The 24,603-nt window shown below is 65.5% G+C and carries 23 protein-coding genes; 17 read left to right on the forward strand and 6 right to left on the reverse strand.

All coding sequences use genetic code 11. The annotated features are described in order from the left end of the window. Positions 1–73: 73 nt before the first annotated feature. The 4 genes from hpaI to KVP10_RS03795 all read left to right on the forward strand — a co-directional run bounded on the left by hpaI (position 74) and on the right by KVP10_RS03795 (position 3,594). Positions 74–883: a 4-hydroxy-2-oxoheptanedioate aldolase gene (gene hpaI, locus KVP10_RS03780; protein WP_217963149.1), complete on the forward strand. Its 810-nt coding sequence runs from the start codon at positions 74–76 to the stop codon at positions 881–883. Positions 884–1,047: 164 nt separating this feature from the next. Then, positions 1,048–2,031: a Bug family tripartite tricarboxylate transporter substrate binding protein gene (locus tag KVP10_RS03785; RefSeq protein ID WP_217963150.1), complete on the forward strand. Its 984-nt coding sequence runs from the start codon at positions 1,048–1,050 to the stop codon at positions 2,029–2,031. Continuing rightward, positions 2,028–2,774: a class II aldolase/adducin family protein gene (locus KVP10_RS03790; RefSeq protein ID WP_217963151.1), complete on the forward strand. Its 747-nt coding sequence runs from the start codon at positions 2,028–2,030 to the stop codon at positions 2,772–2,774. Before KVP10_RS03785 ends, KVP10_RS03790 begins: the two co-directional genes overlap by 4 nt. 40 nt (positions 2,775–2,814) lie before the next feature. Next, positions 2,815–3,594: an SDR family oxidoreductase gene (locus KVP10_RS03795; protein ID WP_217963152.1), complete on the forward strand. Its 780-nt coding sequence runs from the start codon at positions 2,815–2,817 to the stop codon at positions 3,592–3,594. A gap of 96 nt (positions 3,595–3,690) precedes the next feature. Here KVP10_RS03795 and KVP10_RS03800 read toward each other — a convergent pair whose 3' ends face one another. Beyond that, positions 3,691–4,359, reverse strand: coding sequence for an O-methyltransferase (locus tag KVP10_RS03800; protein WP_217963153.1), 669 nt, complete (start codon positions 4,357–4,359; stop codon positions 3,691–3,693). A gap of 515 nt (positions 4,360–4,874) precedes the next feature. Between KVP10_RS03800 and argE the strand changes: the two genes are divergently transcribed. The 9 genes from argE (at position 4,875) to KVP10_RS03845 (ending at position 15,487) form a co-directional block, all read left to right on the forward strand. Next, positions 4,875–6,023, forward strand: a complete 1,149-nt coding sequence (gene argE / locus KVP10_RS03805) for an acetylornithine deacetylase (protein WP_217963154.1) — start codon at positions 4,875–4,877, stop codon at positions 6,021–6,023. A 105-nt stretch (positions 6,024–6,128) separates the two neighbouring features. Further along, positions 6,129–7,727, forward strand: a complete 1,599-nt coding sequence (locus KVP10_RS03810; protein WP_217963155.1) for an ABC transporter substrate-binding protein — start codon at positions 6,129–6,131, stop codon at positions 7,725–7,727. Positions 7,728–7,814: 87 nt separating this feature from the next. Then, complete coding sequence (locus KVP10_RS03815) at positions 7,815–8,786, forward strand: ABC transporter permease (protein WP_217963156.1); 972 nt, start codon at positions 7,815–7,817, stop codon at positions 8,784–8,786. 13 nt (positions 8,787–8,799) lie between these two features. Beyond that, positions 8,800–9,720, forward strand: coding sequence for an ABC transporter permease (locus KVP10_RS03820; RefSeq protein WP_217963157.1), 921 nt, complete (start codon positions 8,800–8,802; stop codon positions 9,718–9,720). A gap of 14 nt (positions 9,721–9,734) precedes the next feature. After that, complete coding sequence (locus tag KVP10_RS03825) at positions 9,735–11,474, forward strand: dipeptide ABC transporter ATP-binding protein (RefSeq protein WP_217963158.1); 1,740 nt, start codon at positions 9,735–9,737, stop codon at positions 11,472–11,474. A gap of 189 nt (positions 11,475–11,663) precedes the next feature. After that, positions 11,664–11,912 carry a GlsB/YeaQ/YmgE family stress response membrane protein gene (locus KVP10_RS03830; protein WP_217963159.1) on the forward strand — a complete coding sequence of 83 codons (249 nt, stop codon included), beginning with the start codon at positions 11,664–11,666 and terminating at the stop codon, positions 11,910–11,912. 239 nt (positions 11,913–12,151) lie between these two features. Then, complete coding sequence (locus KVP10_RS03835) at positions 12,152–12,526, forward strand: YkvA family protein (protein WP_217963160.1); 375 nt, start codon at positions 12,152–12,154, stop codon at positions 12,524–12,526. After that, positions 12,526–14,061, forward strand: a complete 1,536-nt coding sequence (locus tag KVP10_RS03840) for a DUF2868 domain-containing protein (RefSeq protein WP_217963161.1) — start codon at positions 12,526–12,528, stop codon at positions 14,059–14,061. The genes KVP10_RS03835 and KVP10_RS03840 overlap by 1 nt, the downstream gene beginning before the upstream one ends. Beyond that, positions 14,048–15,487: a GTPase/DUF3482 domain-containing protein gene (locus KVP10_RS03845; protein WP_217963162.1), complete on the forward strand. Its 1,440-nt coding sequence runs from the start codon at positions 14,048–14,050 to the stop codon at positions 15,485–15,487. Before KVP10_RS03840 ends, KVP10_RS03845 begins: the two co-directional genes overlap by 14 nt. 73 nt (positions 15,488–15,560) lie before the next feature. Here KVP10_RS03845 and KVP10_RS03850 read toward each other — a convergent pair whose 3' ends face one another. From KVP10_RS03850 to KVP10_RS03860, 3 genes are read right to left on the reverse strand one after another with little or no spacing between them, the layout of a single operon-like run. After that, positions 15,561–16,100, reverse strand: a complete 540-nt coding sequence (locus KVP10_RS03850; RefSeq protein ID WP_217963163.1) for a TPM domain-containing protein — start codon at positions 16,098–16,100, stop codon at positions 15,561–15,563. Positions 16,101–16,157: 57 nt separating this feature from the next. Further along, positions 16,158–17,105 (reverse strand): TPM domain-containing protein, encoded by a 948-nt coding sequence (locus KVP10_RS03855; RefSeq protein ID WP_217963164.1) that lies wholly within the window; start codon positions 17,103–17,105, stop codon positions 16,158–16,160. Between the two features lie 13 nt (positions 17,106–17,118). Beyond that, on the reverse strand, positions 17,119–17,733 hold the full coding sequence (locus tag KVP10_RS03860; RefSeq protein WP_217963165.1) for a LemA family protein: 615 nt from the start codon (positions 17,731–17,733) through the stop codon (positions 17,119–17,121). A gap of 335 nt (positions 17,734–18,068) precedes the next feature. Between KVP10_RS03860 and KVP10_RS03865 the strand changes: the two genes are divergently transcribed. The 4 genes from KVP10_RS03865 (at position 18,069) to KVP10_RS03880 (ending at position 23,167) form a co-directional block, all read left to right on the forward strand. Beyond that, positions 18,069–19,571 carry a DEAD/DEAH box helicase gene (locus tag KVP10_RS03865; protein ID WP_217963166.1) on the forward strand — a complete coding sequence of 501 codons (1,503 nt, stop codon included), beginning with the start codon at positions 18,069–18,071 and terminating at the stop codon, positions 19,569–19,571. A 295-nt stretch (positions 19,572–19,866) separates the two neighbouring features. Continuing rightward, positions 19,867–20,496, forward strand: a complete 630-nt coding sequence (locus tag KVP10_RS03870) for a LysE family transporter (RefSeq protein WP_217963167.1) — start codon at positions 19,867–19,869, stop codon at positions 20,494–20,496. 164 nt (positions 20,497–20,660) lie between these two features. Continuing rightward, a complete protein-coding gene (locus KVP10_RS03875) occupies positions 20,661–22,268 on the forward strand; it encodes a peptide chain release factor 3 (protein WP_217963168.1) in 1,608 nt (535 codons plus the stop codon). A gap of 224 nt (positions 22,269–22,492) precedes the next feature. After that, the gene (locus KVP10_RS03880; RefSeq protein WP_217963169.1) at positions 22,493–23,167 is read left to right on the forward strand and encodes a hypothetical protein; all 675 of its coding nucleotides are present in this window, start codon (positions 22,493–22,495) and stop codon (positions 23,165–23,167) included. Between the two features lie 112 nt (positions 23,168–23,279). On the opposite strand, the gene bfr is transcribed toward KVP10_RS03880, so the two are convergent. Continuing rightward, positions 23,280–23,756 carry a bacterioferritin gene (gene bfr, locus KVP10_RS03885; protein ID WP_217963170.1) on the reverse strand — a complete coding sequence of 159 codons (477 nt, stop codon included), beginning with the start codon at positions 23,754–23,756 and terminating at the stop codon, positions 23,280–23,282. Between the two features lie 516 nt (positions 23,757–24,272). Continuing rightward, entirely contained in the window at positions 24,273–24,563 is a 291-nt protein-coding gene (locus KVP10_RS03890; protein ID WP_217963171.1) for a (2Fe-2S)-binding protein, read from the reverse strand. Between the last annotated feature and the right edge of the window lie 40 nt (positions 24,564–24,603).

Raw genomic sequence — 24,603 nt, forward strand, 5'->3', positions numbered from 1 at the left:
AGCCCTTGGTCTTGCACCACACCTCACTTCCACAAACGAACCAGCACCCGAACCGGACCCCGACACAATCATCATGGACATCCTGACCAACACATTCAAGCAGGCCCTGCGCCAGGGCAAACCGCAAATCGGCCTGTGGGTCGCCCTCGCCAATCCCCTGACCGCCGAAATCTGCGCCGGCGCCGGCTTCGACTGGCTGCTGCTCGACGGCGAACACGCCCCCAACACCCTGCAGACCCTGCTGCCGCAACTCCAGGCCGCCGCGCCCTACCCGGTCGCCCCCGTAGTGCGGCCGTCCTGGAACGACCCCGTACAAATCAAGCAAATCCTCGAACTCGGCGCGCAGACCCTGCTGATCCCCATGGTGCAGTCCGGCGCCGAAGCCGCCGCTGCAGTCGCCGCCGTGCGCTACCCGCCGCAAGGCGTGCGCGGCGTCGGCAGCTCCATCTCGCGCTCCGCGCGCTGGGGCCGCATCCCCGACTACCTGCACCGCGCCAACGAGCAAATGTGCGTGCTGCTGCAGATCGAAACCCCGCAAGGCGTCGCCGCCCTGGACGACATCCTCGCCACCGAAGGCGTGGACGGCGTATTCATCGGGCCCGCCGACCTGTCGGCCAGCATGGGCTACCTGGGCCAGCCCGGCCATCCCGAAGTCGCCAAGACCATAGACGACGCCATCACTCGCATCGTGCGCGCCGGCAAAGCCGCCGGCATCCTGCACAGCAATATCGAGCAGGCCCGCCACTACCTGGAACTGGGCGCCACCTTCGTCGCCGTGGGCGTGGATTCCTCCTTGCTTGCCCGTGCCGCGGAAAAACTCGCCGGCGAATTCGGACGCAGCCCCGCCAACGCCGCGCCGGCCACGCCCGCGGGACCGTACTAGCGCATAGTCAGGAACGCCGCCTTCCAAAAGGGCGGCGAGACGGCGGGGCGCGAGCCCCACGCTTATTTCATAATCGAAAAGCCCGGATTCCATAATTGCAAATAGGGCGCGCAATTCTTGTATGCAAGAATTGCTGCGACCTAAAACAACTATGGAGGAAACAAATGAAATTGGCGAAGCTCGCAATTGCCGTCGCTTTGTGCGGAACAGCCCTGTGCGCAACAACGGGGCCGGCGCAAGCCCAGGGCTTCCCGGAGCACCCGGTCACCATCGTGGTCGGCTTTCCGCCCGGCACCTCCACGGACTCCGTCGCCCGCATCATCGGCGACAAGCTCAGCAAGGAATGGGGCCAGCCCATCATCGTGGAAAACAAGCCCGGCGTGGGCGGCAGCCTTGCCGTCGCACAAGTGAAACGGGCCAAGCCCGACGGCTACACCCTGGTGCTGTCGGCGACCGCGCCCATGAACATCAATCCCTACGTATACAAGCAACTGAACTACGATCCCCTGAAGGATTTCGAGTTCATCGGCCAGACGACCTGGCTGCCCTATATGCTCGTCACCAACAAGCAAAAAGGGCTGGACAGCTTGAAGAAAATCATCGACTACGCCCATCAACATCCGGGCGGGCTGACATTCGCTTCCATCGGCACCGGAACCACCAGCCACTTGCTGATGGCCATGCTGATGAAGAAAACCGATACGAAGATGACGCACGTTCCCTATAAAGGCAGCAGCCAGGCCCAGACCGACGTCATCGCGGGGAATGTGGACATGACGTTCGACACGGTCGTATCCACGCTGCCGCACATCAAGGCGGGGCGCCTGCAGGCCATCGCCGTCAGCACCAGCACGCGCGCGCAGCTGGCGCCCGACGTCCCCACGCTCGAGGAACTCGGCATCAAAGACTTCAACATGGGGGCATGGCTGGGATTTTTCGCGCCCAAGGGCACGCCTCGCGATATCATCGAGAAGATCCACACCGACCTGAACCGTACCCTTGCGGACCCCGCGGTCCACAAAAAGCTGGTGGCGCTGGGCTCGGAAGTCGTCTCCAGCCCCTCGACACAGGCATTTCGCCAGATGGTCGAAACAAACTACAAGATGTGGGGCGACCTGGTGAAAACAGCAGGAGTAACCCAGAAATGACGGAAAAATACAGCGAGCAGGAACATCGAACACGTATCGATCTTGCCGCGTGCTACCGCTTGATGCCGCTGTTCGGCATGAGCGACCTGGTCTACAACCACATCACCGCGCGTATCCCGGGCACTGACAATGAAATCCTGATCAATCCCTACGGGTACATGTACGAAGAGATCACCGCCAGCAGCCTGATAAAGATCAATCTCAAGGGCGAGATCCTGGACAATCCGCATGCCGACTACAGCCTCAACCAGGCCGGCTACGTGATACATAGTGCGGTCCACGGCGCGCGCCACGATGTCGGCTGCGTCATCCATACCCACTCGCGGGCAGGGATGGCGGTTTCTTGCATGAAAGCGGGGCTGCTGCCTCTCACGCAGACGGCGATGCGCTTCAAGAACATTGCCTACCACGACTACGAAAGCGTCGCGCTCGACATGGACGAGCAGGCCAGGCTGGTATCCGACCTGGGCGTGCAGGACGCCATGATCCTGCGCAACCACGGCCTGCTGGTCGCTTCCCCGAGCATCGCGGAAGCCTTCAATGCCGTGTACTGGCTGGAAATGGCATGCCGCGCCCAGGTGGATGCGATGTGCTCGGGGGCGGAATTGAATATTCCCTCCGAGGCCATTGCGACCAAGACACACCACTTGTACCAACCTTCCGTGCGCCGGCCGTTCGGGCTCATGGAATGGCCCGCCATGCTGCGCTATCTCGACAGGCGCGACCCGAGCTACAAGGACTGAGAACCGGCGGCTACCCAGCATGCAGGACCAGGCGCAAGACATGCATAAACAAGCCGTGCCCGACTCATTCTCGCTGCAAGGCCGGGTTGCGCTGATAACCGGGTCCAGCCAGGGGCTGGGCCTGGAAATCGCCCGAGGCTATGCCGCCGCCGGGGCCAAGGTCATTGTGCACGGCCGCTCGTCGGCCAAGGCCGCGCAAGTATGCGAACAGCTCTCCGCGGCGGGCCTCGATGCGGATTGGCTGGCATTCGACATTGCGGACGGGGCGGGCCGCACGCAAGCCTTCGATGCCATCCAGGCCAGGCACGGCAGGCTGGACATCCTCGTCAACAACGCGGGGGTGCGTGCCAGGAGCCCGCTGGCGGAACTTTCAGAAGCCGACATCCATCGCGTAGTCGGCACGAATCTTCTGGCGGCCATCGAAATGTCGCGCCTGGCCGCGGCTCTCATGCGGAAGCGGCAGTACGGCCGCATCATCAACATTACTTCCCTGCAAGGGCGCCTGGCCAGAAGCGGGGACTTCATTTACCCGATCACCAAGCAGGCGCTCGAGGCCATGACTCGTGTGGCCGCCGTCGAACTCGGCAAAGACGGGATTCTTTGCAATGCGATCGCCCCGGGCACTTTCGCCACCGAATTCAACCGCGAACTCACCACAAAGCGCGAGAACATCGAGACCATGCAAAGGCGCAACCCTCTGCGCCGCTGGGGCGAGCCCTCGGAAATCGTGGGCCCCGCCATATTCCTGGCGTCTGCGGCCGCATCGTACGTCAATGGGCACACCATTGTTCTGGACGGGGGCTATTCCGCGTCTTTTTGAAGGCGCGGCTCCGGCCGCAGGCAGGCGGCAACCGCCATGATGGCTCCATGATGATCCGGGGCTGCCTGCCGCGCAGCGCCCGCGTCTTCGCGAAACTTACTGCGTCACCAGGGCCAGCGAAAACCCGTCCCAGCCCTTGCTGCCTACCGTCTGTATCGCCGTGGCCGTCAAGCGCGAGTGGTCCGCCATCATTTCGCAGAAGCGCTGCACCCCTTGCACGTCGCGGTCCGTCGTGGCCGCGTCGGCCACCTGGCCTCGGCGCACCACGTTATCGCCAATGATCACCGTGCCGGGCCGCGACAGCGCCAGGGACAGCTCCAGGTAGCGCGGATTGTTTTCTTTGTCGGCATCGATGAAGACCAGGTCGAACGGCGCTTCGTCGTCGCCGATCATGCGTTCCAGCGTTTCCACCGCCAGGCCGCAGCGGATCTCGACCCTGCCGGACTGGCCGGCCAGCTCCACATTCTTCTCAGCCAGTGCGGCATAGCGCTCATCCCGCTCCAGGCTCACCACCATGCCGCCCTCCGGCAGCGCGCGCGCCAGCCAGATCGTGCTGTAGCCGCCCAGGGTGCCAATTTCCAGAATACGCCGCGCGCCCTTCATGCAGGCCAGCAGGTACAGCAACTTGCCCTGGTTGGGCGCCACATTGATCGGCGGCAGGCCGGCCCGTTCGCAGCGGGCAAGCACCTCGTCGAGCACCGGGTCGGGGTCCAGCAGCGTGTCGGTGAAATACGCATCGACGGCCGTCCATTTTTCCTGGTCCATGCATGACTCCTGTATCTGTCGCGGCCGGGGCCGCGACGCATCGGGCGAACCGCGCCGGCGGGCTGCGCCGCTTGCCGCGCGGGCGACAAATCCGGCCGCCGCGCTGTCCGCCATCTATACCATGAATACATGGCGTGCGCATTTCCGCGCGCTCCGCGCCCCCGGCCCCGCGGGCGCACCGAACCGTGCTCGCGTGGGCTGCAGCCGGCGCGGGCCGCATTGGCCGCATTGGCCGCATTGGCCGCATTGGCCGCATTAGCTGCATGGACTACATGGGCCGTACGAGATGCACGGGCCGCATAGGCCGAGCCGAAATGTATAGACTTATAGTAAACCCTAGGTTGCTGCCGAATTCATGGCAAACCTGGGGCTTACCCCAAGGTGAAATCATTGACGTTCAAACTATTGCGTGACTAACATCCCCCGTTACCGACATTGAGAGCAGAGAGTCGGCCGCAGTCCCGCGAGTGCGCGGGGCTATACGATCCCGGTGGCCGAGCAGGAGAAAGCACGCTGTGAAGCCCCAGTCCCTAGAAATGATCACCAAGCTGGTCGGATTCGACACGGTTTCGCGCAATTCCAACCTGGAACTGATCCACTATGTGCGCGACTACCTCGCCGGGCACGGCGTGCAAAGCCAGCTGATCGCCAACCGCGAAGGCACCAAGGCCAATCTTTTCGCCACCGTCGGCCCGCAAGTCGAAGGCGGCATCGTGCTGTCCGGCCACACCGACGTGGTGCCGGTCGACGGCCAGCCCTGGGATACCGACCCCTTCCAGGTCGTGGAAAAAGACGGCCGCCTGCACGGCCGCGGCACCTGCGACATGAAATCCTTCTCGGCCATCGGGCTGGCCGCGGTGCCCGACATGCTCGCGCGCAACATCCGCCGACCGGTGCATTTCGCGCTCAGCTACGACGAAGAAATCGGCTGCGTCGGCGCGCCGTCCCTGATCGAGCGCCTGTCCATCGAGGCGGCACGGCCCAGCGCCGTCATCATCGGCGAACCCACCAGCATGCGGCCCATCGTCGCCCATAAAGGCATCGCGGCGCTGCGCACTACCGTCATAGGCCACGAGGCCCATTCCAGCCAGGTGCAGGATGGCGTCAGCGCGGTGACCATCGCCGCCCGGCTGATCGCCTACATCGACGACATGATGGCCCGCAACAAGGCCGAGGCCGATCTCTCCAGTCCCTTCGTGCCGCCCTATACCACCCTGCACGTCGGCACCGTCGAAGGCGGCACGGCGCTGAACATCATCGCCCGCAAGTGCAGCTTCGTGTGGGATATCCGGGCGCTGCCGGGAGACAACTGGCGCGCCTACCTCGAACGTTTCGAGGCCTATGCCGACACGCTGCTGCGCGACATGCGCGCGGTCGCGCCGGAAACCTCCATTACCACCGAGGTTTTCGCCGACGCCCCGCCGCTGCAAGACCAGGGCGGCGCAGCACAGGAAATCGCCTGCCGCCTCTCGGGCTGCCAATGCGGCGGCGTGGTGCCCTACGCCGCCGAAGGCGGCCAATACCAGGAAAAAGGCTATTCCACCGTGCTGTGCGGGCCGGGTTCCATCGACAATGCGCACAAGCCCAACGAATACATCGAGATCTCGCAAGTGCAAGCCTGCGAGGCCTTCATGGAAAAACTCATAGACCAGCTGGCCGCCTGAAGCAGGCCCAGCCCATTGCCAACCGAGGTGAGCCCCCAATCGACAGCAGAATCCGCGACGCAAGTCGTGCCACACGAACAATAGATAACCGGCAGGAGATAAGCGATGAAGTTTTCCAAGTTGATACGACACACGGCCGTTGCCGCGGCCATCGTGCTGGGCGTGGGCGCCCAGGCGCAGAGCAAGACGCTGCATTGGGCCTACCAGGGCGACATGATGTCGCTGGACCCGATGTCCCTGAACGAAACCTTCACCCTGGGCTTCCAGGGCTGGTTCTACGAAACCCTGGCGGGCTACGACAAGAACCTGAAACTGGTGCCGATGCTGGCCACCAGTTGGGAAAACCCCGAGCCCACGAAATGGATATTCCACCTGCGCAAGGGCGTGAAGTTCCATGACGGCAGCCCCTTCACCGCCGACGACGTGATCTTCTCGTGGAAGCGCAGCCTGACCCCCGGCTCCGACATGAAGGGCTACGGCGCCAAGGCCACCGACGTCAAGAAGATCGACGACTACACCGTCGAGGTCACCACTCCCGGCCCCAATCCGATCCTGCCGCGCGACTGGACCTTCCTGTACATCATGAGCAAGAAGTGGGCCGAGGCGCACAACACGACCCAGGCCACCAACGTCAAGGGCGGCGAGAGCAACTACGCCAATATGCACGAGGACGGCACCGGCCCGTTCATCGTCGTCGACCGCCAGCCCGACGTCAAGACCACGCTCAAGCGCTTCGACGGCTACTGGAACAAGAACATGCCCACCAACGTCACCGACGTGGTGTTCCAGCCCATCACCCAGGAATCGACCCGCGTGGCCGCGCTGATATCGGGCGAAATGGATATCGTGCAGCCGGTGCCCGTGCAAGACTGGCCGCGCCTGGAAAAAGAGCCCAATGTGCGCGTGCTGAACGAGCCCGAGGCCCGCGCCATCTTCATCGGCATGGACCAGCATCGCGACCAGTTGCTGTTCTCCAACGTGAAGGGCAAGAATCCGTTCAAGGACAAGCGTGTGCGCGAGGCCATCGACCTTACCGTCGATACCAACGTCATCAACCAGAAGATCATGCGCGGCGCGGCCAAGCCTCTGGGCACGCTGATCGCCGACAAGATCAACGGCTACGACGAATCCTTCGGCAAGCCCTACAAGCCCGATCTCGCCAAGGCCAAGAAGCTGCTGGCCGAGGCCGGCTATCCCAAGGGCTTCGAAGTGCAGCTCGATTGCCCCAACGACCGCTATGTCAACGACGAGAAGATCTGCCAGGCGGTGGCGAGCATGCTGGCGCGCGTCGGCATCAAGATCGACCTGCTGGCGCAGACCAAGTCCAAGTATTTCGCCAAGGTGCTGCTGCAGGCCGGCAACAACACCAGCATGTACTTGCTGGGCTGGACGCCGAGCTCGATCGACGCCGACAATTCGCTGGTCAACCTGGTGGAATGCCGCAACTCCAAGACCGCGGCCGGCCAGTTCAACCTCGGCGGCTACTGCAACCCCAAGATCGACGCCATTGTCGCGAAGATCGAGTCCGAGACCGACCAGGTCAAGCGCAACGCCCTGATCAAACAGGCGTTCACCATGCTGCGTGACGACTACGGCTACCTGCCGCTGCACCAGCAGCCCATGTCCTGGGGCGTGCGCAAGGGCATCAAGGTGGCGCAGCGCGCCGACGACGTGCTCGACATCCGCAACGTTGTCATGCCGTAAACCCGGCAGGCGCTTGCCCGCGCCTCGGGCCGCCACGGCGGCCCGAGGCGGGTTCCCCGCACTCGCCACCAGGCAAAGATTCCTCGCATGCTAAGTTTCATCGCACGGCGTATCCTGCAGTCGGTCTTCGTCATGCTGGCCGTCGGCTTCATCGCCTTCGCCATGTTCCGCTATGTCGGCGACCCCATCAACAATATGGTGGGCCAGGACACTACGCTCGCCCAGCGCGAAGCGCTCAAGAAGCAGCTCGGGCTGGACGATCCGTTCATGGTCCAGTACCTGCGCTTCATCGGCAATGCCGCGCGCGGCGATTTCGGCGTGTCGTACCGCCAGCGCCGCCCGGTCAGCGAGCTCATCGCCAGCCGCATGCCCGCCACGCTGGAACTGTCCTTCGTCTCGGCGCTGATCGCGCTGCTGCTGGGCATACCCATGGGCATCTATACCGCGCTCAAGCGGCGCGGCGTGCTGTCGCACACCTTCATGACCATCTCGCTCCTGGGCATTTCGCTGCCCACTTTCCTGATCGGCATATTGATGATCCTGGTCTTCGGCGTGCTGCTGCGCTGGCTGCCCAGTTTCGGCCGCGGCGAGGTGGTGCACCTGGGCTGGTGGAGCACGGGCTTTCTCACCAAGAGCGGCTGGCTGTCGCTGATCATGCCGGCCTTCACGCTGGCTCTGTTCCAGATGACCCTCATCATGCGGCTGGTGCGCGCCGAAATGCTCGAAGTCATGCAGACCGATTTCATCAAGTTCGCCCGCGCGCGCGGCCTGCCCGAACGCATGATCCACTTCCGCCACGCCCTGAAGAACACCCTGGTGCCGGTCATCACCATCACCGGCCTGCAGCTCGGCTCCATCATCGCGTTTTCCATCATCACCGAGACCGTGTTCCAGTGGCCCGGCATGGGGCTGTTGTTCATACAGTCCATAGGCGCGGTCGACATACCCGTGATGGCTGCCTATCTGTTGTTGATCGCCTTCTTTTTCGTGATCATCAACCTGATCGTCGATTTATTGTATTTTGCGGTCGATCCCCGGCTGCGCATACAGAAGAACTGAGAGCCTGCGTCATATGGACTCCACCGGTACCTGGGCTCGCCTGCGCAACAGCGACCTGTTCTACAGTTTCTGCCACTCGCCCATGGCAATCGTCTCGGCGCTGCTGGCGCTGGCGATCATCCTGGGCGCCGTGTGCGCGCCGCTGATCGCCCCGCACAACCCCTTCGACCTCGCATCCCTGAACCTGCTGGACGCCAACAACCCGCCGGCCTGGGCCGACGGCGGCAGCGCGCAGTTCCTGCTGGGCACCGACGACCAGGGCCGCGACATACTCTCGGCAATCCTGTACGGCTCGCGCATTTCGCTGCTGGTCGGCCTGGCCTCGGTGTTGTTCTCCATCATCCTGGGCGTATCGCTGGGCTTGATCAGCGGCTATGCCGGCGGACGCATCGACGGCGTGATCATGCGCATCGCCGACGTGCAGCTTTCCTTCCCCGCCATATTGATCGCGCTGCTGATCGACGGCGTCGCGCGCGGCCTGATGCCGCGCGACTTGCAGGACAGCATGTCGCTGTACGTGCTGATCTTCGCCATAGGCATTTCGGGCTGGGTGCAGTACGCGCGCACGGTGCGCGGCGCCACCATGGTCGAACGCAACAAGGAATACGTGCAGGCCGCGCGCCTGATCGGCATGCGTTCGGTCACCATCCTGCGGCGCCACATCCTGCCCAATGTGCTCGGCCCCGTGCTGGTGATCGCCACCATCCACCTGGCCGTGGCCATCATCACCGAGGCCACGCTGTCGTTCCTGGGTGTGGGCATTCCTCCCACCACGCCTTCGCTGGGCACCTTGATACGCATAGGCAACAGTTATTTGTTCTCCGGCGAATGGTGGATCTCGATCTTTCCCGGCGTGACCCTGGTGCTGCTGGCGCTTTCGGTCAATCTGCTCGGCGACTGGCTGCGCGACGCACTCAATCCCCGGCTGAACTGACGGCGACCCGATACATGGCACTACTCGACATAGAAAAACTGCGCATCGAATTCGCCAGCCGGCATGGCGCGCTCACGGCCATCGACAACGTCACGCTGTCGCTGGAAAAAGGCGAAATACTCGGCGTGGTGGGCGAATCGGGCGCCGGCAAGTCCACCATAGGCAATGCCGTGATGGGGCTGCTGGAACCTCCCGGCAAGATGACCGCGGGCGAGGTCAACCTGCAGGGCCGGCGCATCGACCGGCTGCCGCTGCACGAACTGCGCGAGGTGCGCGGCCGCCGCATCAGCATGATCTTCCAGGACCCGCTGACCTCGCTGGACCCGCTGCAGACCATCGAGAGCCAGCTGGTGGAAACCATGCTGGTGCACCTGGACCTGACGCGCCAGCAGGCGCGCGAGCGCGCCGTCGAGCTGCTCGAAAGCGTAGGCATACCCGAGCCGCGGCTGCGCCTGCAGCAGTATCCGCACCAGTTCTCGGGGGGCATGCGCCAGCGCGTGGTGATCGCCCTGGCGCTGTGCTGCGAACCCGAAGTCGTCATCGCCGACGAGCCGACCACCGCGCTGGACGTGTCGATACAGGCGCAGATCCTGGACCTGCTGCGCAAGCTCTGCAAGGAAAAACAGGTCGGCATGATCATCATCACCCACGACATGGGAGTGATCGCCGAAATCACCGACCGGGTCGCCGTGCTGTACCGCGGCAAGCTGGTCGAGGAAGGCTCCACCGGAAAGATCCTGGGCAACCCCGACCACCCCTACACCAAGAGCCTGATCTCGGCCGTGCCGCGCCCCGACGTCAAGCTGCGGCGCTTCCCGATGGTGACCTACATCGAAGACGTGCAGGTCGACAGCCGCAAAGACCTGGACATCCGCACCCATTGGCTGGGCCAGGCGCGCGACTACGGCCGGCATGACGACACGCCGCTGCTGCGGGTGGAAAACCTCGGCATGCGCTTCGTGCTCAAGGACGCTTTCCTGAAGAAGAATCGCCGCATGCTGGACGCCGTCAAGAACGCCAGCTTCAACATACGCGAGGGCGAGGTCTTCGGCCTGGTAGGCGAATCGGGCTCGGGCAAGTCCACCATCGCGCGCCTGATCGCGGGCCTGTACAAGGCCAGCAGCGGTTCGGTGATCTTCGACAACGTCAACGTGACGGCGCTGCGCAGCGAAGCCGCGCTCAACACCTTCCGGCGGCAGATCCAGATGGTGTTCCAGGACCCGTTTTCGTCGCTCAATCCGCGCATGCGCATCCTGGACATCGTGGCCGAGCCCATACGCTTCCACAAGCTAGCCGCCACCGAGGCCCAGACCCGCGCCATCGTTGCCGACCTGCTCGACTACGTGGGGCTGGGCCAGCGCGCGCTGCGCCGCTATCCGCACGAATTCTCCGGCGGCCAGCGCCAGCGCATCTGCATCGCGCGGGCGCTGGCCACCCGGCCGCGCTTCCTGATCTGCGACGAACCGACCTCGGCGCTGGACGTCTCGATCCAGGCGCAGATCCTCAACCTGCTCAAGGACCTGCAGGAAAAGCTGCACTTGACAATTCTTTTCATCAGCCACGACCTGCCCGTCATACGCCAGATGTGCGACCGGGTGGGCGTGATGCGCTACGGCGAACTGCTGGAAGTGGCGGACACCGAGACGCTCTTTTCCCATCCCCAGCACGAATACAGCAAGCATCTGCTGTCCTTGATGCCTACATTGCACTTCATGTCGCGCGAAGGCCTGGAACTGGAGCAGCCGGCGGCGTGAGCGCCGGCGTATCGTCGGCGCCACACCTGTGGCCGAAATCCGTCGCAAATACGCCAAGCCCTAACTTTTTGAAACGAAAATTGCCGCCCTGCTCTGGACGATAGCGCATTGCGCACCCTATGATGGACGCGCATACTCGACTCGTGCTGCTTTATCGGTTTTTCTCGTCAACTATCAGAAAGGATCGCCATGGGTATCATCAGCATGATCATCGTCGGCTTCATCGTCGGCCTAATCGCCAGGGCCATCATGCCGGGGGATCAAAAACTCGGCATCATCATGACCGTCATCCTGGGTATAGTCGGCTCGCTGGTCGCCGGGTATCTCGGCCACGCGCTAGGCTGGTATGCGCCCGGACAGGGCGCCGGCTGGATAGGCTCCATCGTGGGCGCCATCATCGTGCTGTTCATATACGGGCTCGTCGTCAAGAAGTCCTGATCGCCGCGGGCGCCTCTCGCACGATCTCAAGGCACCCGGCGGGGTGCCTTTTTCATGGATCGCAGCGGGCGGCAAGCCCCGGCAGGCGCTTCGGCGCGGGTGCAACGGGCAGCCGCATCATGGCGCCCATGCCGCGCTCGCCGGGGGTGGCGCGCCGCACCCGGGCCGCAGCGGGCCTTCATTTCGCCCGGCCCACTACAATGTCCCCACGCCGCCGTCACTTTTATAGCGGAGCAATCATGAACCGTCGACATACCCGCGAGCCGCAGGCTCCACAAGGCTTCTGGCGCAAGCTGCAGCAGCACGCCAAGGGAGCGGGCCGGACCGTGCTCGAAAAAGCGCTGTACCTGTATTACGCCGCGCAAAGCCCGAACACCCCGAAATGGGCCAGGCGCATCATCTACGGCGCATTGGCCTACTTCGTGCTGCCGCTGGATGCCATACCCGATTTGATACCCGGCATAGGCTATACCGACGACCTGGGCGTGATGGCCGCGGCGCTGGCGACCGTGGCCCTGTACATCACCCCGGAAGTCAAGGCCTTGGCGCATGGCAAGCTGGCGCAATGGTTCGACGACGCGCCGCGCCACGGCGCCACCCACACCACCCCCTGATGTCCGGCCCCGACGGCCTGCCCGCCTACTGGATGGCCGAAACCGTGCGCCTGCGCGAGGCGCACTGGGGGCCGCTGGAAGACGCCTCCGAATCGCGCCAAGCCCGCGCCCAAGGCCGGGAACTGCCCGACAAGATCCTGCTGCGCGCCCGCTATCTGGGGCGGCGCGAAAAACTCGACGAGCTGCTGGCCCACTGGACGCGCGGCGCGCGGCTGACCCTCCTGGCCCTGGCGATAGCCGGGCTGTTCGCCGGCGCCGGCGCGGCGCTGGGCGCCCTGGGCGACGGCAGCCGGCCGGTCAATCTGCTGCTCGCGCTGTTCGCCATGCTGGGGCTGCACACGCTCACCTTCCTCGCCTGGCTGCTGAGCTTCGGCCTGCACGCCCGGGTCGCGGGCCTGGGCCGCTTGTGGCTATGGCTGACCCGCAAGCTGGCACGCAGCCCGGATGCCGCGCTGGCGCCGCGCGCGCTGGTCGAAGTGCTGGCTCGCAACGGCGCGCTGCGCTGGGTCCTGGGCGGCGTCAGCCATGGGCTGTGGACCTGCGCCTTCGCCAGCCTGATGGTGGTCCTGGTGGCGGTGCTGTCCACACGCCGCTATACCTTCGACTGGGAAACCACGCTGCTGTCGCCCGACACCTTCGTGCACGTCACGGCCATACTGGGCTGGCTGCCCGGATGGCTGGGTTTCTCCATGCCGGCGACCGATATGGTGCGGGCCAGCGACGGCCTGCAGGTCCTGCCCGCCTCGGTACAAATGCTCTGGTCGAGCTGGCTGATCGGCTGCGTACTGGCGTACGGCCTGCTGCCGCGCCTGCTGGCCCTGCTGCTGTGCCTGTACATGGGCCGCAAGCGCCTGGCTTGCACCGCACTGGACACGAGCCTGCCGGGCTATGCCGAGCTGCGCGAGCGGCTGCAGCCCTCCAGCGAACAGACCGGCATCGACGCTCCGGACGCGGGCGCAAGCGCGCCGCAAATCCCGCCCGGCCTTGCTGCCGCGTTGCGGGGCGGCCCGCTCGCTGTCGGCATCGAACTGCCGGACGACGAGCCCTGGCCGGCGCAAGCCTTGCCCGAGGGGGTGGCCGACGGCGGCAATCTCGATACCCGCGCGCAGCGCAATGCGCTGCTCGAAACCCTGCGGGCCCATCCGCCGTCAAGGCTGCTGGCCGTCTGCGACGCGCGCCAGACCCCCGACCGCGGCGTCCTGGCCCTGCTGGCCGAACTGGCCGCGGCAGCCGGAGAGTTGCGGGTGCTGCTGCAGGGCGCCGCTCGCAACGAGGACGGAAGCCGGGTCGCGGCATGGCGCGAGCGCCTTGCTGCCGCGGGCCGCTCCGCAGACGATCTGTACGAAGATCAGGCGGCCGCGCTCGCGTGGCTGCGCGACGGCGCACAGGGCCGGACGGGCGGCTCCGCAGCCCAGGGGCTCGAACCCGAAGCCCCCGGGCCCGGACGCCCGGCGCCCGCACTCGCCGAGCGGACAAACCCCGAACATACGGGCCCGCAAGCCCGCCCGCCGGAGGATCGCGATGGCCGAGACTGAGCGCGCCCGCCTGCGGCTGGCGGTCGTGGGCCACACCAACACCGGCAAGACATCGCTGCTGCGCACCTTGACGCGCGACCCCGACTTCGGCGAGGTGCGCGACAGCCCCGGAACCACGCGTCATGTGCAGGGAGCGCGGCTGCTGGTCGAGGGCCAGCCCGCGGTGGAGCTGTTCGATACGCCCGGCATGGAAGACGGCATGGCCTTGCTGGACTATCTGGACCAGTTGGCGCAGCACGCCGGTACGCGCCTGGACGGCCCCGAACGCATCCGCCGCTTCCTGGACACCCCCGAAAGCCGGCGGCGTTTCGAGCAGGAAGCACGCGTGCTCAAGCAATTGCTCGACTGCGACGCCGGCCTGTACGTGGTGGATGCGCGCGACCCGGTCCTGGCCAAGCACAGGGACGAACTGGCGATACTGGCCGCTTGCGGCAAGCCTCTGCTGCCTGTGCTGAACTTCATGCGCAGCCCGCAGCAGCGCGGCGCCGCATGGCGCGAGGCCCTGGCCCGGCTCGGCCTGCATGCCAGCGTCGAGTTCGATTCCGTCGCGCCGGCCCTGGACGGCGAAGCTCAGCTCTACGACAAGCTGGCCTTGCTACTGGACGGCTACGCAGGCCTGTTGCGCACGCTCAAGGAAGACATCGCCGTCCAGCGCGAGCGGCGCCGCCAAGACGCGTTGGCGCTGATCGCCGAACTGCTCGTGGACGCGGCCGCCTGGCACCTGGCCGCCGCGGCGGACGAGGAATCCGTGGAAAAGGCCACCGCCGCCTTGCGCGACAAGCTGCGGCGCCGCGAGAACCGCTGCGTCAAGGCGCTGCTCAAGCTGTACCGCTTCCGCGCGGCCGACTTCCCGCAGCACGCGCTGCCCCTGGAAGGCGAACGCTGGGGCATGGACCTGTTCCATCCGCAGGCCCTCAAGTCCATGGGCGTGCACGTGGGCAAGGGCGTAGCGGCCGGCGCCATGGCGGGCGCGACCATCGACGCGTTCACGGCCGGCATGAGCCTGGGGGCGGCGGCGCTGGCGGGCGCCGCCATCGGCGGCCTGTGGCAAGGCGCCGACCGGCTCGGCAAGCGGCTGCTGGGACGCGTGCGCGGTTACCGCGAACTGGGCGCGGACGATGCCGTGCTGCGCCTGCTCGGCCTGCGCCAACTGGACCTGCTGGCGGCCCTGGAACGGCGCGGCCACGCCGCACAGGACGGCATCGAGCTGCCGCGCGATGCCGGCTCCATGTGGGCCGCTGCACAAGCCGATGCCGCGGACGGCGGGGCCGCCGCCGCATTGCGCAAGGGAAGATTGCCGGAAGAGCTCGTGCTGGCCCGCAGCCAGCCGCAATGGTCGTCGCTGTCGGACGACTACGAAAACACGCCGGAGCGCCGGCGGGCGATAGGCACGCTGGCCAGGCGCCTGGGCGGCGACCCGCCCTGATTTTTATCGTGTATCCGCGTATGCGATCCGTACGCGGCGAAGCTCTACCGGGGCGCCAAGCCTGGGCTCCCGGCTACAACAGCACCGGCTCGTCCGGCAGCGCATTGGGGCGCGCCGCGCCGGGCGGCACCGCCGGGCAGTGCGCCTGCAGCAGCGTTTCGATGGCGTCGACCGCCTCCAGCAGCGCCTGCCCGTAACGCCGGGCGGCCAGGCCGGCCTGCAGCCGAGTGCAGACATCTTTCCATGCGGCGTCCGGCACGCCGACCCCGCGATCGGCGATGATCTCTACATGGTGCCGGTCCAGGGCCAGGTACAACAACACCCCGGTATCGCCAGGCGTGTCCCAGACCCTGAGCCGGCCGAAGACCTCGAGCGCCCGCAGGGAATTGTCGTGTTCATGCGGCGGCACCACTGCCTCGACCGCCACCATCAGCTCGCCCGAATGGCCGAGCTCGGCCTGGCGGATGCGCTCGGCGATCTCGCCCAGCAGCCGCGCGCTGAAGTGCTTGCGGCGCAGCCAATGTCCGTGGACGAACCCCCAGCCCGTGAATTCCCGCCATGCGGCGCCGCTCTTGCGCACCTTGATTTCCTCTCCCGTCTTGGCATCGGCCATGTAGTCGGTGTCCTGTTCGATTTATCGTCGCGGCTCGCGCCCCTGGCCTGCGCGGCGCTACCAACTGCCCGAGGCGCCTCCGCCTCCGCTGCCGCCCCCGCCGCCGCCGAAACCGCCGCCCCCTGCGCCACCGCCGAAGCCTCCGCCAAACCCGCCGCCCAAGCCGCCTATCACGCCGCCCGTGCGGGAGATGCGGGCCGAGCCGCCGCGCCCGCCGGCCCTGGCGGCGCGGGCGAACCGGCTCAGGATGAAGGCCACGAAGGCACCTATCAGCGCGATGCCTATGCTATGGAACATCAGGTAGACGAACAGCGCCGCGGCCAGCGCCGCGAAGGCCGAGGGCAGCAGCATGACGATGAAGGCCAGCGGCACCAGCATGTGCACGGGCGGGGCGTCTCCGCTGCCCGAAGCCCCGGTATGCGCCGGCGGCGGCAGGGATTCGCCGTCGACCAGCTTGACCAGGCTGTCCACCCCGGCCTTCACGCCGCCGGCGAAATCGCCCTGCTTGAAGCGCGGCGTGACTTGTTCACGGATGATGCGCCCGGCCGAGATGTCGGGCACTGCACCCTCCAGCCCATAGCCGACCTCGATGCGCAGCTTGTGGTCGTCCTTGGCGATCACGAACAGGATGCCGTCGTCGACATTCTTGCGCCCGAGCTTCCATTGGTCGAAGACGCGGGTGGCGTATTGCTCGATCGTCTCGTTGCCGATGGACGGCACCATCAGCACGGCGATCTGCGCGCCCTTGCGCTGTTCCAGCGCGGCCAGTTGCTGCGTGAGCTGCGACTGGGTGGCCGCATCCAGGGTATGCGTCAGGTCGGTGACGCGCTGCGTCAGCACCGGCACGGCCTGCTGCGCGCCGCAGGCCGCCGCGTACAGCGCGCACAGGCACAGCAGCAAGGGCGCGAACCATGCCGCAAATCCCGAACCGGCATGCCCCGAACGGGCACGTTCCGAACCAGCATGGTTCGAGCGGGCCGACACCGCGGCGTCAAATCGCCTCATGCTATCTCCGCGCTCATTTAGCGGCCGCCGGCTCCGGCAGGCTGAATTTCACTTCGGGGTCGCGCATCAATTGCTCTTGCTGGGCCACGCCATAGTTTTCCATGGTGTGATAGCCGAAGATCTTCGCGGTGATCAGCGTCGGGAACTGCCGGATGGCCAGGTTGTATGCCTGCACCGCCTTGACGTAGCGGCCGCGTTCGGTGGCGATGCGGTTTTCGGTGCCCTCGAGCTGTGTCATCAGGTCGCGGAACAAGCCGTCGCTCTTGAGCTGCGGATAGTTCTCGGACACCGCGATCAGGCGCGACAGCGCCGAGGTCAGTTGCCCCTGGGCCTGCTCGAACTGCTTCATGCGCTCGGGGTTGTCGAGGTCCTTGGCGCTGATCTGCACGCTGCCGACCTTGGCGCGCGCCTCGGTTACCTGGGTCAGCACGGCACGCTCGTTGACCATATAGGCATTGACCGAGTTCACCAGCTTGGGCACCAGTTCGGCGCGGCGCTGGTACTGGTTCAGGGTCTCGGACCACGCGGCCTTGACCTGTTCGTCCAGGCGCTGGATGTCGTTGTAGCCGCAGCCGGAAAGCAGCACAGCCAGGCAGGGCAGGAGCAGGGCCAGGAGGAATCGTTTCATGTATGAACCGTCTGACGGAAGTTGGAAGAAACCGCGCGAAACCGCAGGATGCCACAGGCTACACCAGCCGCGGCGATATATGCGGATTTTCGCGGCAATCGGCGGGCGTCGGCATGCCATTTAACAAAACCTTACCATTGGGAGCCGCCGCCGGGTGGCGCGGCGCACAACGGGTAACTACGCTACAATGTCGGACTTGCGCGTCATGCCAGTCAACGCGCGTCTCGCAGGCCGTTCTTGGCCCTGCCAGCTGCTGATCCCTCAGCCTCACTTTTTTTCGCCTGCCTAGATTGGTCTCTCTCGACTCGAGCGATAGGCTGTCGCGGGAGTTTTTCTTGAATACGCAATCTTCATTTGCCTCGCTCGGCTTGGCAGAACCCTTACTGCGCGCCATTTCGGACACCGGCTACAGCCAGCCGACCCCGATCCAGGCGCAGGCCATCCCCGTCGTGATGCAAGGCGCCGACGTCCTTGCCGCTGCCCAGACGGGCACCGGCAAGACCGCCGGCTTCACACTGCCCATCCTGCACCAGCTCATGCAGCGCCCGCTGGCGCAACACAAGCCCGGGCGCCCGCGCTGCCTGATCCTGACCCCGACCCGCGAACTGGCGGCCCAGGTGGAAGAATCGGTGCGCACCTACGGCAAATACACCTCGCTGCGCACCATGGTGATGTTCGGCGGCGTCAATATCAATCCGCAAATCGGCGCGCTGCGCAAGCCCCTGGACATCCTGGTGGCGACCCCGGGCCGGCTGCTCGATCACGCGCAGCAGAAAACCGTCGACCTGTCGGGCGTGGAAATCCTGGTGCTGGACGAAGCCGACCGCATGCTGGACATGGGCTTCATACGCGACATACGGCGCGTGCTCGCGCTGCTGCCCAAGCAGCGCCAGAACCTGCTGTTCTCCGCCACCTTCTCGGACGAGATCCGAGAGCTGTCGCGCGGCGTGCTGAACAACCCCGCCGAGGTCTCGGTGGCGCGGCGCAATACCGCCTCGGAACTGGTCAGCCAGAGCGTGGTCATGACCGAGCAATCGCACAAGCGCGACCTGCTCAGCCACATCATCCGCGAAAGCGGCTGGCACCAGGTGCTGGTCTTCACCCGCACCAAGCACGGCGCCAACCGCCTGGCCGAAAAGCTCGTCAAGGACGGCCTGTCGGCCGCCGCGATCCACGGCAACAAGAGCCAGGCTGCGCGTACCCGCGCCCTGAGCGGCTTCAAGGACGGCAAGGTCGCCGTGCTGGTGGCCACCGACATCGCCGCGCGCGGCCTGGACATCGAACAATTGCCCCACGTGGTGAACTTCGAACTGCCCAATGTTCCCGAAGACTACGTGCACCGCATCGGCCGCACCGGCCGCGCCGGCAGCGAAGGCTCGGCCCTGTCGCTGGTCGACTCCAGCGAAATCAAGCTGCTCGGCGCCATCGAGAAGCTGATCCGCAAGCCCATAGAACGCAGCACCGTGGCGGGCTGGTCGCCCTCGATGGTCAAGGCCGACCCCACCCCCGAGCGGCGCGAAGCCCAACCCGGGCGACGCTCCGGCCAGGGCCGCGGCCGCCAGGACGCGGCGCCGCATGCGCGCGGCGCGCGCCCGGCAGCAGCAGGCAGGTCGGCCCAGCCGGCAGGCAGGAACGCGGAAAGGCGCGACACGGACAGATCCGGCGCAGCGCGATCGGGCAGCGCCCGGCCGAGCTCGGCCCGACCGAACGCGGCCCGATCCGATGCGGGACAGCCCGGCATGGCGCGCTCCGACGCGGCAGGCCGGCCCGACGCCTCGCGGTCATCCGGCCGCCGGCCGGCAACAAACGCCCCGGCGCTGCTGAGGAAATCCGCCTGATACGGATCCGCGATCAAAAAGACGAGAGCGTGGCCGCGCCTTGCCGTACTATTGCCAGTGTCGTGTCTCAGAAGTTCGTGCCCATAATGAAATTGACGGATTCGTGTGCAGGGCAAGGCGCAAACCGCAGCGATAGTCGTAACTATCGCGAGGATTTGCAACGCCGGCCTGCGCGCGAAGACGCAATTTCATGGGTGCGAACTTCTGAGGCACGACACTAGCGTCCGCGGCATCGCGCCTTGTTCCTAAGGCGTGCTTGCCGTCCTGATCGCAAACCCGTGCGAGGCCTGCCGCCATGTCACTGTCCACCTGGCTCACTTTTTTCGCCGCATCCTGGGCAATCTCGTTCTCGCCCGGCGCGGGCGCCGTCTCGGCCATGGCCGCGGGGCTCAAGTACGGCTTTCGGCGCGGCTACTGGACCACGCTGGGGCTGATCTCCGGCATCCTGTGCCAGTTGCTGGTGGTGGGCGTGGGCCTGGGGGCGCTGCTGGCGACGTCCGATCTGGGCTTCGCCATCGTCAAGTGGCTGGGGGTCGGCTACCTGATCTACCTCGGCTGGCGGCAATTCCGCAGCGATGCCTCGCCCGTGGCCGTGGACACCGGCAACCCGGCGGTCTTCCGGATCCGCGAGCTGGTGCTGCGCGGCTGGCTGGTGAACGTCACGAACCCCAAGGGCACCGTATTCCTGCTGGCCGTGGTGCCGCAGTTCCTGGACCCGGCGAAGGCGCTGGCGCCTCAGTACCTGGTCATAGGGGCGACGCTGTGTTTCACCGACGTGGTGGCCATGGGCTGCTACACCGCCCTGGCCTCGCGCGTCCTGAAGCTGCTGCGCAAGCCGCGCCATGTCCGCTGGATGAACCGCGTCTTCGGCGCACTGTTCATCCTGGCCGGCACGGTGCTGGCATCGTTCGCCCGCCACAGATAGACACCATGCGCGCCGCACTCGATACCTGCGCCATGGCGCGCAAGACCGCAAGCCACGCCCGCGCCTTTCGGCAGCACACCGGCGGCCGATCTCACCCCGCAACAAGGGCCTGCGCAGGGCGCCGCCGCCTCGGGCGCGGCACGGACACACGTTAAAATCACCGCATGAGCATCAAACAAGAAGTCGCGCGGCGACGCACCTTCGCCATTATTTCCCACCCCGACGCGGGCAAGACCACACTCACCGAGAAACTGCTGCTGTTCGCCGGCGCGATCCAGATCGCGGGCAGCGTCAAGGCGCGCAAGGCCAGCCGCCATGCGGCCTCCGACTGGATGGAAATCGAAAAGCAGCGCGGCATCTCGGTGGCGTCTTCCGTCATGCAGATGGAATACCGCGACTGCGTGCTGAACCTGCTCGACACCCCGGGCCACCAGGATTTCTCCGAAGACACCTACCGCGTGCTGACCGCGGTGGACGCGGCGCTGATGGTGATCGACGCGGCCAACGGCGTGGAACCGCAGACCATACGGCTGCTGCAGGTCTGCCGCGCGCGCAACACGCCCATCATCACCTTCATCAACAAGCTCGACCGCGAAGTGCGCGAGCCGCTGAATTTGCTCTCCGAGATCGAATCGCACCTGGGCATGGACGCCGTGCCCTTTTCCTGGCCCGTGGGCATGGGCCGCAGCTTCGGCGGCGTGTTCGACATCCGCCGCAACCGCATGCGCGTCTTCAAGGCCGGCCAGGAACGGCGCGGCGAAGAAGACGAAATCATCGAGGGCCGCGACAATCCGGCGATCGCCGAGCGCTTCGGCGACACCTACCGCCAGGCGAGCGAGGAAATCGACCTGATCGAGGCCGCGGCCCCGGCCTTCGACCACGCCGCCTTCCTGGCCGGCCGCCAGACCCCGGTCTTCTTCGGCTCGGCGATCAATAATTTCGGCGTGCAGGAAGTGCTCGACGCGCTGGTGGAGCTGGCGCCGCGGCCCGGTCCGCGCGCCGCGCTGCAGCGCGAGGTGCAGCCCGACGAGCCGCGCTTCAGCGGCGTGGTGTTCAAGGTGCAGGCCAATATGGACCCAGCGCACCGCGACCGCGTCGCCTTCCTGCGCGTCAGTTCCGGGCGCTTCGAGCGCGGCATGCGCCTGAAGGTGTCGCGCACCGGCAAGGAAATCCGCCCCAACAACGTCGTGTCCTTCCTGTCGCAACGCCGCGAACTGCTGGACGAAGCCTATGCCGGCGACGTCATCGGCATACCCAACCATGGCGTGCTGCAATTGGGCGACGTGCTCACCGAGGGCGAGAACCTGCAATTCACCGGCCTGCCCTTCTTCGCGCCCGAGCTGTTCCAGGCGGTAGAAGTCAAGGATCCGCTGCGCATCAAGCAACTGCGCACAGGCCTGACCCAGCTCGGCGAAGAAGGCGCGATCCAGGTGTTCAAGCCGGCAGCCGCCGGCGGAGCGCTGCTGCTGGGGGCCATAGGCCAACTGCAGTTCGAAGTGGTGGCGCATCGGCTCAAGACCGAATACGGCGTGGACGCGCGGCTCATGCCGTCGCGCTACAACATGGCGCGCTGGGTCACCTCGGACGACCCCAAGGCGCTGCGCAAATTCCTGGATTCCAACGCCGCCAATATTGCCTACGATGTGGTCGATGCGGCCGCATTCTTGGCCAGTTCGCCGGCCCAGTTGCGGGTGGCCGAGGAACTCTACCCGGCCGTGCGCTTCCATGCCATGCGCGAGCATGGCGGGCAGGTCTTCGGTGACCAGGCCTGAACGCGCAATGAGCAGCCACGAACGGATCGTCCGGGGCCGGCGCAGCCCCGGCAAGCCGAGAACTTCTCTTAACATTCCCGGCGGCGCGCGCATGTTCTTGTTGTTTATACTAGGATCAGTCCTCTGACTGGCGATCGCCGTGGTGGGCAAGCGCCCAAGCGCTTCCCGGCAACCGCGGCAGCCGCCGGAGGCTCGTAATATTTCATGAACCGAGGGTAAGTCGCATGTCCTGGCGTTTCCTCATTGTCGTATTGTTGGTTGCCGCAGGCGCTTCCGCCTGGGGCGGCCTGCACCTGGGAGACTGGCTGGTGGTTCACGCCCCCGTAGCGGCCACGGACATGCCCGGCCAGCCCAAGACCGACGCCGTTCCGGTGCTTGATGCCAACGGTCATCCCTATACGGCCCAACCGCCCCAGCCGCTGGTCAACGGCGGCTTCGGCATACCCAAGCCCATCCCGCCCGTCGCCTGGGAACTGCCCGAGAAGGCGCTGGTCGATGCCTCCAATCCCAATGCCGTCGTGGATCTGGCCACGACGACCATCACGGAAGACGAGGCCAAGCAGATCGCCGCCGCCGGCGGCGGCACCGGCCAGCCGCTGGTCGGCATCGCCGACGTGGGCGGCCTGAACCTGGGCGGCCTGGGCACGGGCGGCTCGCAGCCCATCCAGCAGGTACAGCCCGTGCAGCCAGTGCAACCCGTCGACACTCCGCCCCCGCCTCCCGCGCCTCCGCTGGACACGAGCGGCGCATGGCGCGTCGCCCTGCACCGCGAGATCCTGGCCTGCGACGCACAGAGCTTCTTCGAAAGACCCAGTTGCGCCTGGACCGCCCGCAAGAAATACTGCGAGCCCAATAATGCCTGGGGCAAGGTGCCCGACTGCCCGGCCAAGAGCTTCTAGGCCCGCGCGCGTAACCAGGGCCCGCAGCGACATCCGAAGCAGGGCCCCCAAAGCAAAAGCGCCGCATTCCAATGCGGCGCTTTTGCTTGTTCGTCCGGCTTGTTCGCCCCGGCTACTCGTCGTCGTCCATTTGCGACTGCAGGTAGTTTTGCAGGCCGACCTTGTCGACCAGCTCGATCTGGGTTTCCAGCCAGTCTATGTGCTCTTCGGTGTCGTTGAGTATGTCCTGGAACAGGTCGCGCGATACGAAGTCGCGCACCGATTCACAGTACGCCATGCCTTCCTTCACGGTTTCCTGGGCAGCGGATTCCAGCTTGAGATCGCATTGCAGGATCTCGGGCGTATTCTCGCCGATCATCAGCTTGTGCAGATCCTGCAAGTTCGGCAGGCCGTCGAGCATGAAGATGCGTTCGATCAGGCGATCGGCATGCTTCATTTCACCGATCGACTCGTCGTACTCGTGCTTGCCCATCTTGTTCAGGCCCCAATGCCGCAACATGCGGGCATGCAGGAAATACTGATTGATGGCGGTGAGCTCGTTCTTGAGCTGCTTGTTCAGATACTGGATGACGGTTTTGTCACCTTTCATGGCCTTGCTCCTGTAGGTTGCGCGGCTGCTTGCATCGCAGCACCAGGCGGGACGAACGCCCGCGGCGCGGCGCCATGGCGCCGTCATGAATGCAAGGCTAGCATGGGTAAGCGGCGATTTCACCCATCGCCGACGGGGGCGCGGACATGTACAGAGAACGGGGATGGGAACGCTAATGATTCAGCATGTAGCTAGCGCTTAAGGCCTTGCGGCGGCCGATGCCAGGACATACAAGGGCCGTGGGCGAGCCGCCCGGCGGATTTCGGGCAAAAACGGGGACGAAGCAGCCCCGATGCGGGTGCGATGACGGCAATAAACAAGAGGAAAATCACGCCCGAGAAAATTGCAACAAAATGCAATCAAGGCGTAAGAACGAGCGTAAGAACGAGGTAGCACAGGGGGAGAGAAGGGAGAGGAATGCCCGGATCTGTACTTTGTCCCTGTACCTTCAGCTTTAGCTCTAGCTTCAGCTGCGGACAAACTATCGGTAAAGGCGCACGCAGGCGCGGCGGCGAATCAGGCGCGGCGCGCGACGACTTCTACCAGTTCGACCCGCTCGACCGTGCTGACGTGGGCGTCGTTGGCCGCAGCGCCGGCGAGCACTCCGCCACCGCCCAAGCCGTATTCACTGGTGGCATGATCGGCATAGCGGCCGCCGGGCAAGTATTCGGCAACCGTCTCGGCGCAACAGCCGCAACAAGTCGCGACCCCAAGCTGGGCCTGCAGGTCCGGAAGCGAACTGGCCCCTTCCGCAATAGCGGAACGGACATGGCCTTCGGTGATTGCGTTGCAGATACAAATGAACATGAGAAGAATTATCATCCGGCACCAAGCAAAAAGCAAGCGC

Source organism: Candidimonas humi, from assembly GCF_019166065.1.
Taxonomy (GTDB): domain Bacteria; phylum Pseudomonadota; class Gammaproteobacteria; order Burkholderiales; family Burkholderiaceae_B; genus Candidimonas; species Candidimonas humi.

Bases quoted from the DNA above. Each gene is read 5' to 3' on its own strand.
- KVP10_RS03880 (WP_217963169.1), top strand. From the start codon at position 22,493: ATGTCCTGGCGTTTCCTCATTGTCGTATTGTTGGTTGCCGCAGGCGCT.
- KVP10_RS03845 (WP_217963162.1), top strand. From the start codon at position 14,048: ATGGCCGAGACTGAGCGCGCCCGCCTGCGGCTGGCGGTCGTGGGCCAC.
- KVP10_RS03875 (WP_217963168.1), top strand. From the start codon at position 20,661: ATGAGCATCAAACAAGAAGTCGCGCGGCGACGCACCTTCGCCATTATT.
- KVP10_RS03840 (WP_217963161.1), top strand. From the start codon at position 12,526: ATGTCCGGCCCCGACGGCCTGCCCGCCTACTGGATGGCCGAAACCGTG.
- KVP10_RS03890 (WP_217963171.1), bottom strand. From the start codon at position 24,563: ATGTTCATTTGTATCTGCAACGCAATCACCGAAGGCCATGTCCGTTCC.
- hpaI (WP_217963149.1), top strand. From the start codon at position 74: ATGGACATCCTGACCAACACATTCAAGCAGGCCCTGCGCCAGGGCAAA.
- KVP10_RS03825 (WP_217963158.1), top strand. From the start codon at position 9,735: ATGGCACTACTCGACATAGAAAAACTGCGCATCGAATTCGCCAGCCGG.
- KVP10_RS03830 (WP_217963159.1), top strand. From the start codon at position 11,664: ATGGGTATCATCAGCATGATCATCGTCGGCTTCATCGTCGGCCTAATC.
- KVP10_RS03855 (WP_217963164.1), bottom strand. From the start codon at position 17,105: ATGAGGCGATTTGACGCCGCGGTGTCGGCCCGCTCGAACCATGCTGGT.
- KVP10_RS03800 (WP_217963153.1), bottom strand. From the start codon at position 4,359: ATGGACCAGGAAAAATGGACGGCCGTCGATGCGTATTTCACCGACACG.
- KVP10_RS03810 (WP_217963155.1), top strand. From the start codon at position 6,129: ATGAAGTTTTCCAAGTTGATACGACACACGGCCGTTGCCGCGGCCATC.
- KVP10_RS03820 (WP_217963157.1), top strand. From the start codon at position 8,800: ATGGACTCCACCGGTACCTGGGCTCGCCTGCGCAACAGCGACCTGTTC.
- KVP10_RS03860 (WP_217963165.1), bottom strand. From the start codon at position 17,733: ATGAAACGATTCCTCCTGGCCCTGCTCCTGCCCTGCCTGGCTGTGCTG.
- KVP10_RS03850 (WP_217963163.1), bottom strand. From the start codon at position 16,100: ATGGCCGATGCCAAGACGGGAGAGGAAATCAAGGTGCGCAAGAGCGGC.
- bfr (WP_217963170.1), bottom strand. From the start codon at position 23,756: ATGAAAGGTGACAAAACCGTCATCCAGTATCTGAACAAGCAGCTCAAG.
- KVP10_RS03795 (WP_217963152.1), top strand. From the start codon at position 2,815: ATGCATAAACAAGCCGTGCCCGACTCATTCTCGCTGCAAGGCCGGGTT.
- KVP10_RS03870 (WP_217963167.1), top strand. From the start codon at position 19,867: ATGTCACTGTCCACCTGGCTCACTTTTTTCGCCGCATCCTGGGCAATC.
- KVP10_RS03835 (WP_217963160.1), top strand. From the start codon at position 12,152: ATGAACCGTCGACATACCCGCGAGCCGCAGGCTCCACAAGGCTTCTGG.
- KVP10_RS03785 (WP_217963150.1), top strand. From the start codon at position 1,048: ATGAAATTGGCGAAGCTCGCAATTGCCGTCGCTTTGTGCGGAACAGCC.
- KVP10_RS03815 (WP_217963156.1), top strand. From the start codon at position 7,815: ATGCTAAGTTTCATCGCACGGCGTATCCTGCAGTCGGTCTTCGTCATG.
- KVP10_RS03790 (WP_217963151.1), top strand. From the start codon at position 2,028: ATGACGGAAAAATACAGCGAGCAGGAACATCGAACACGTATCGATCTT.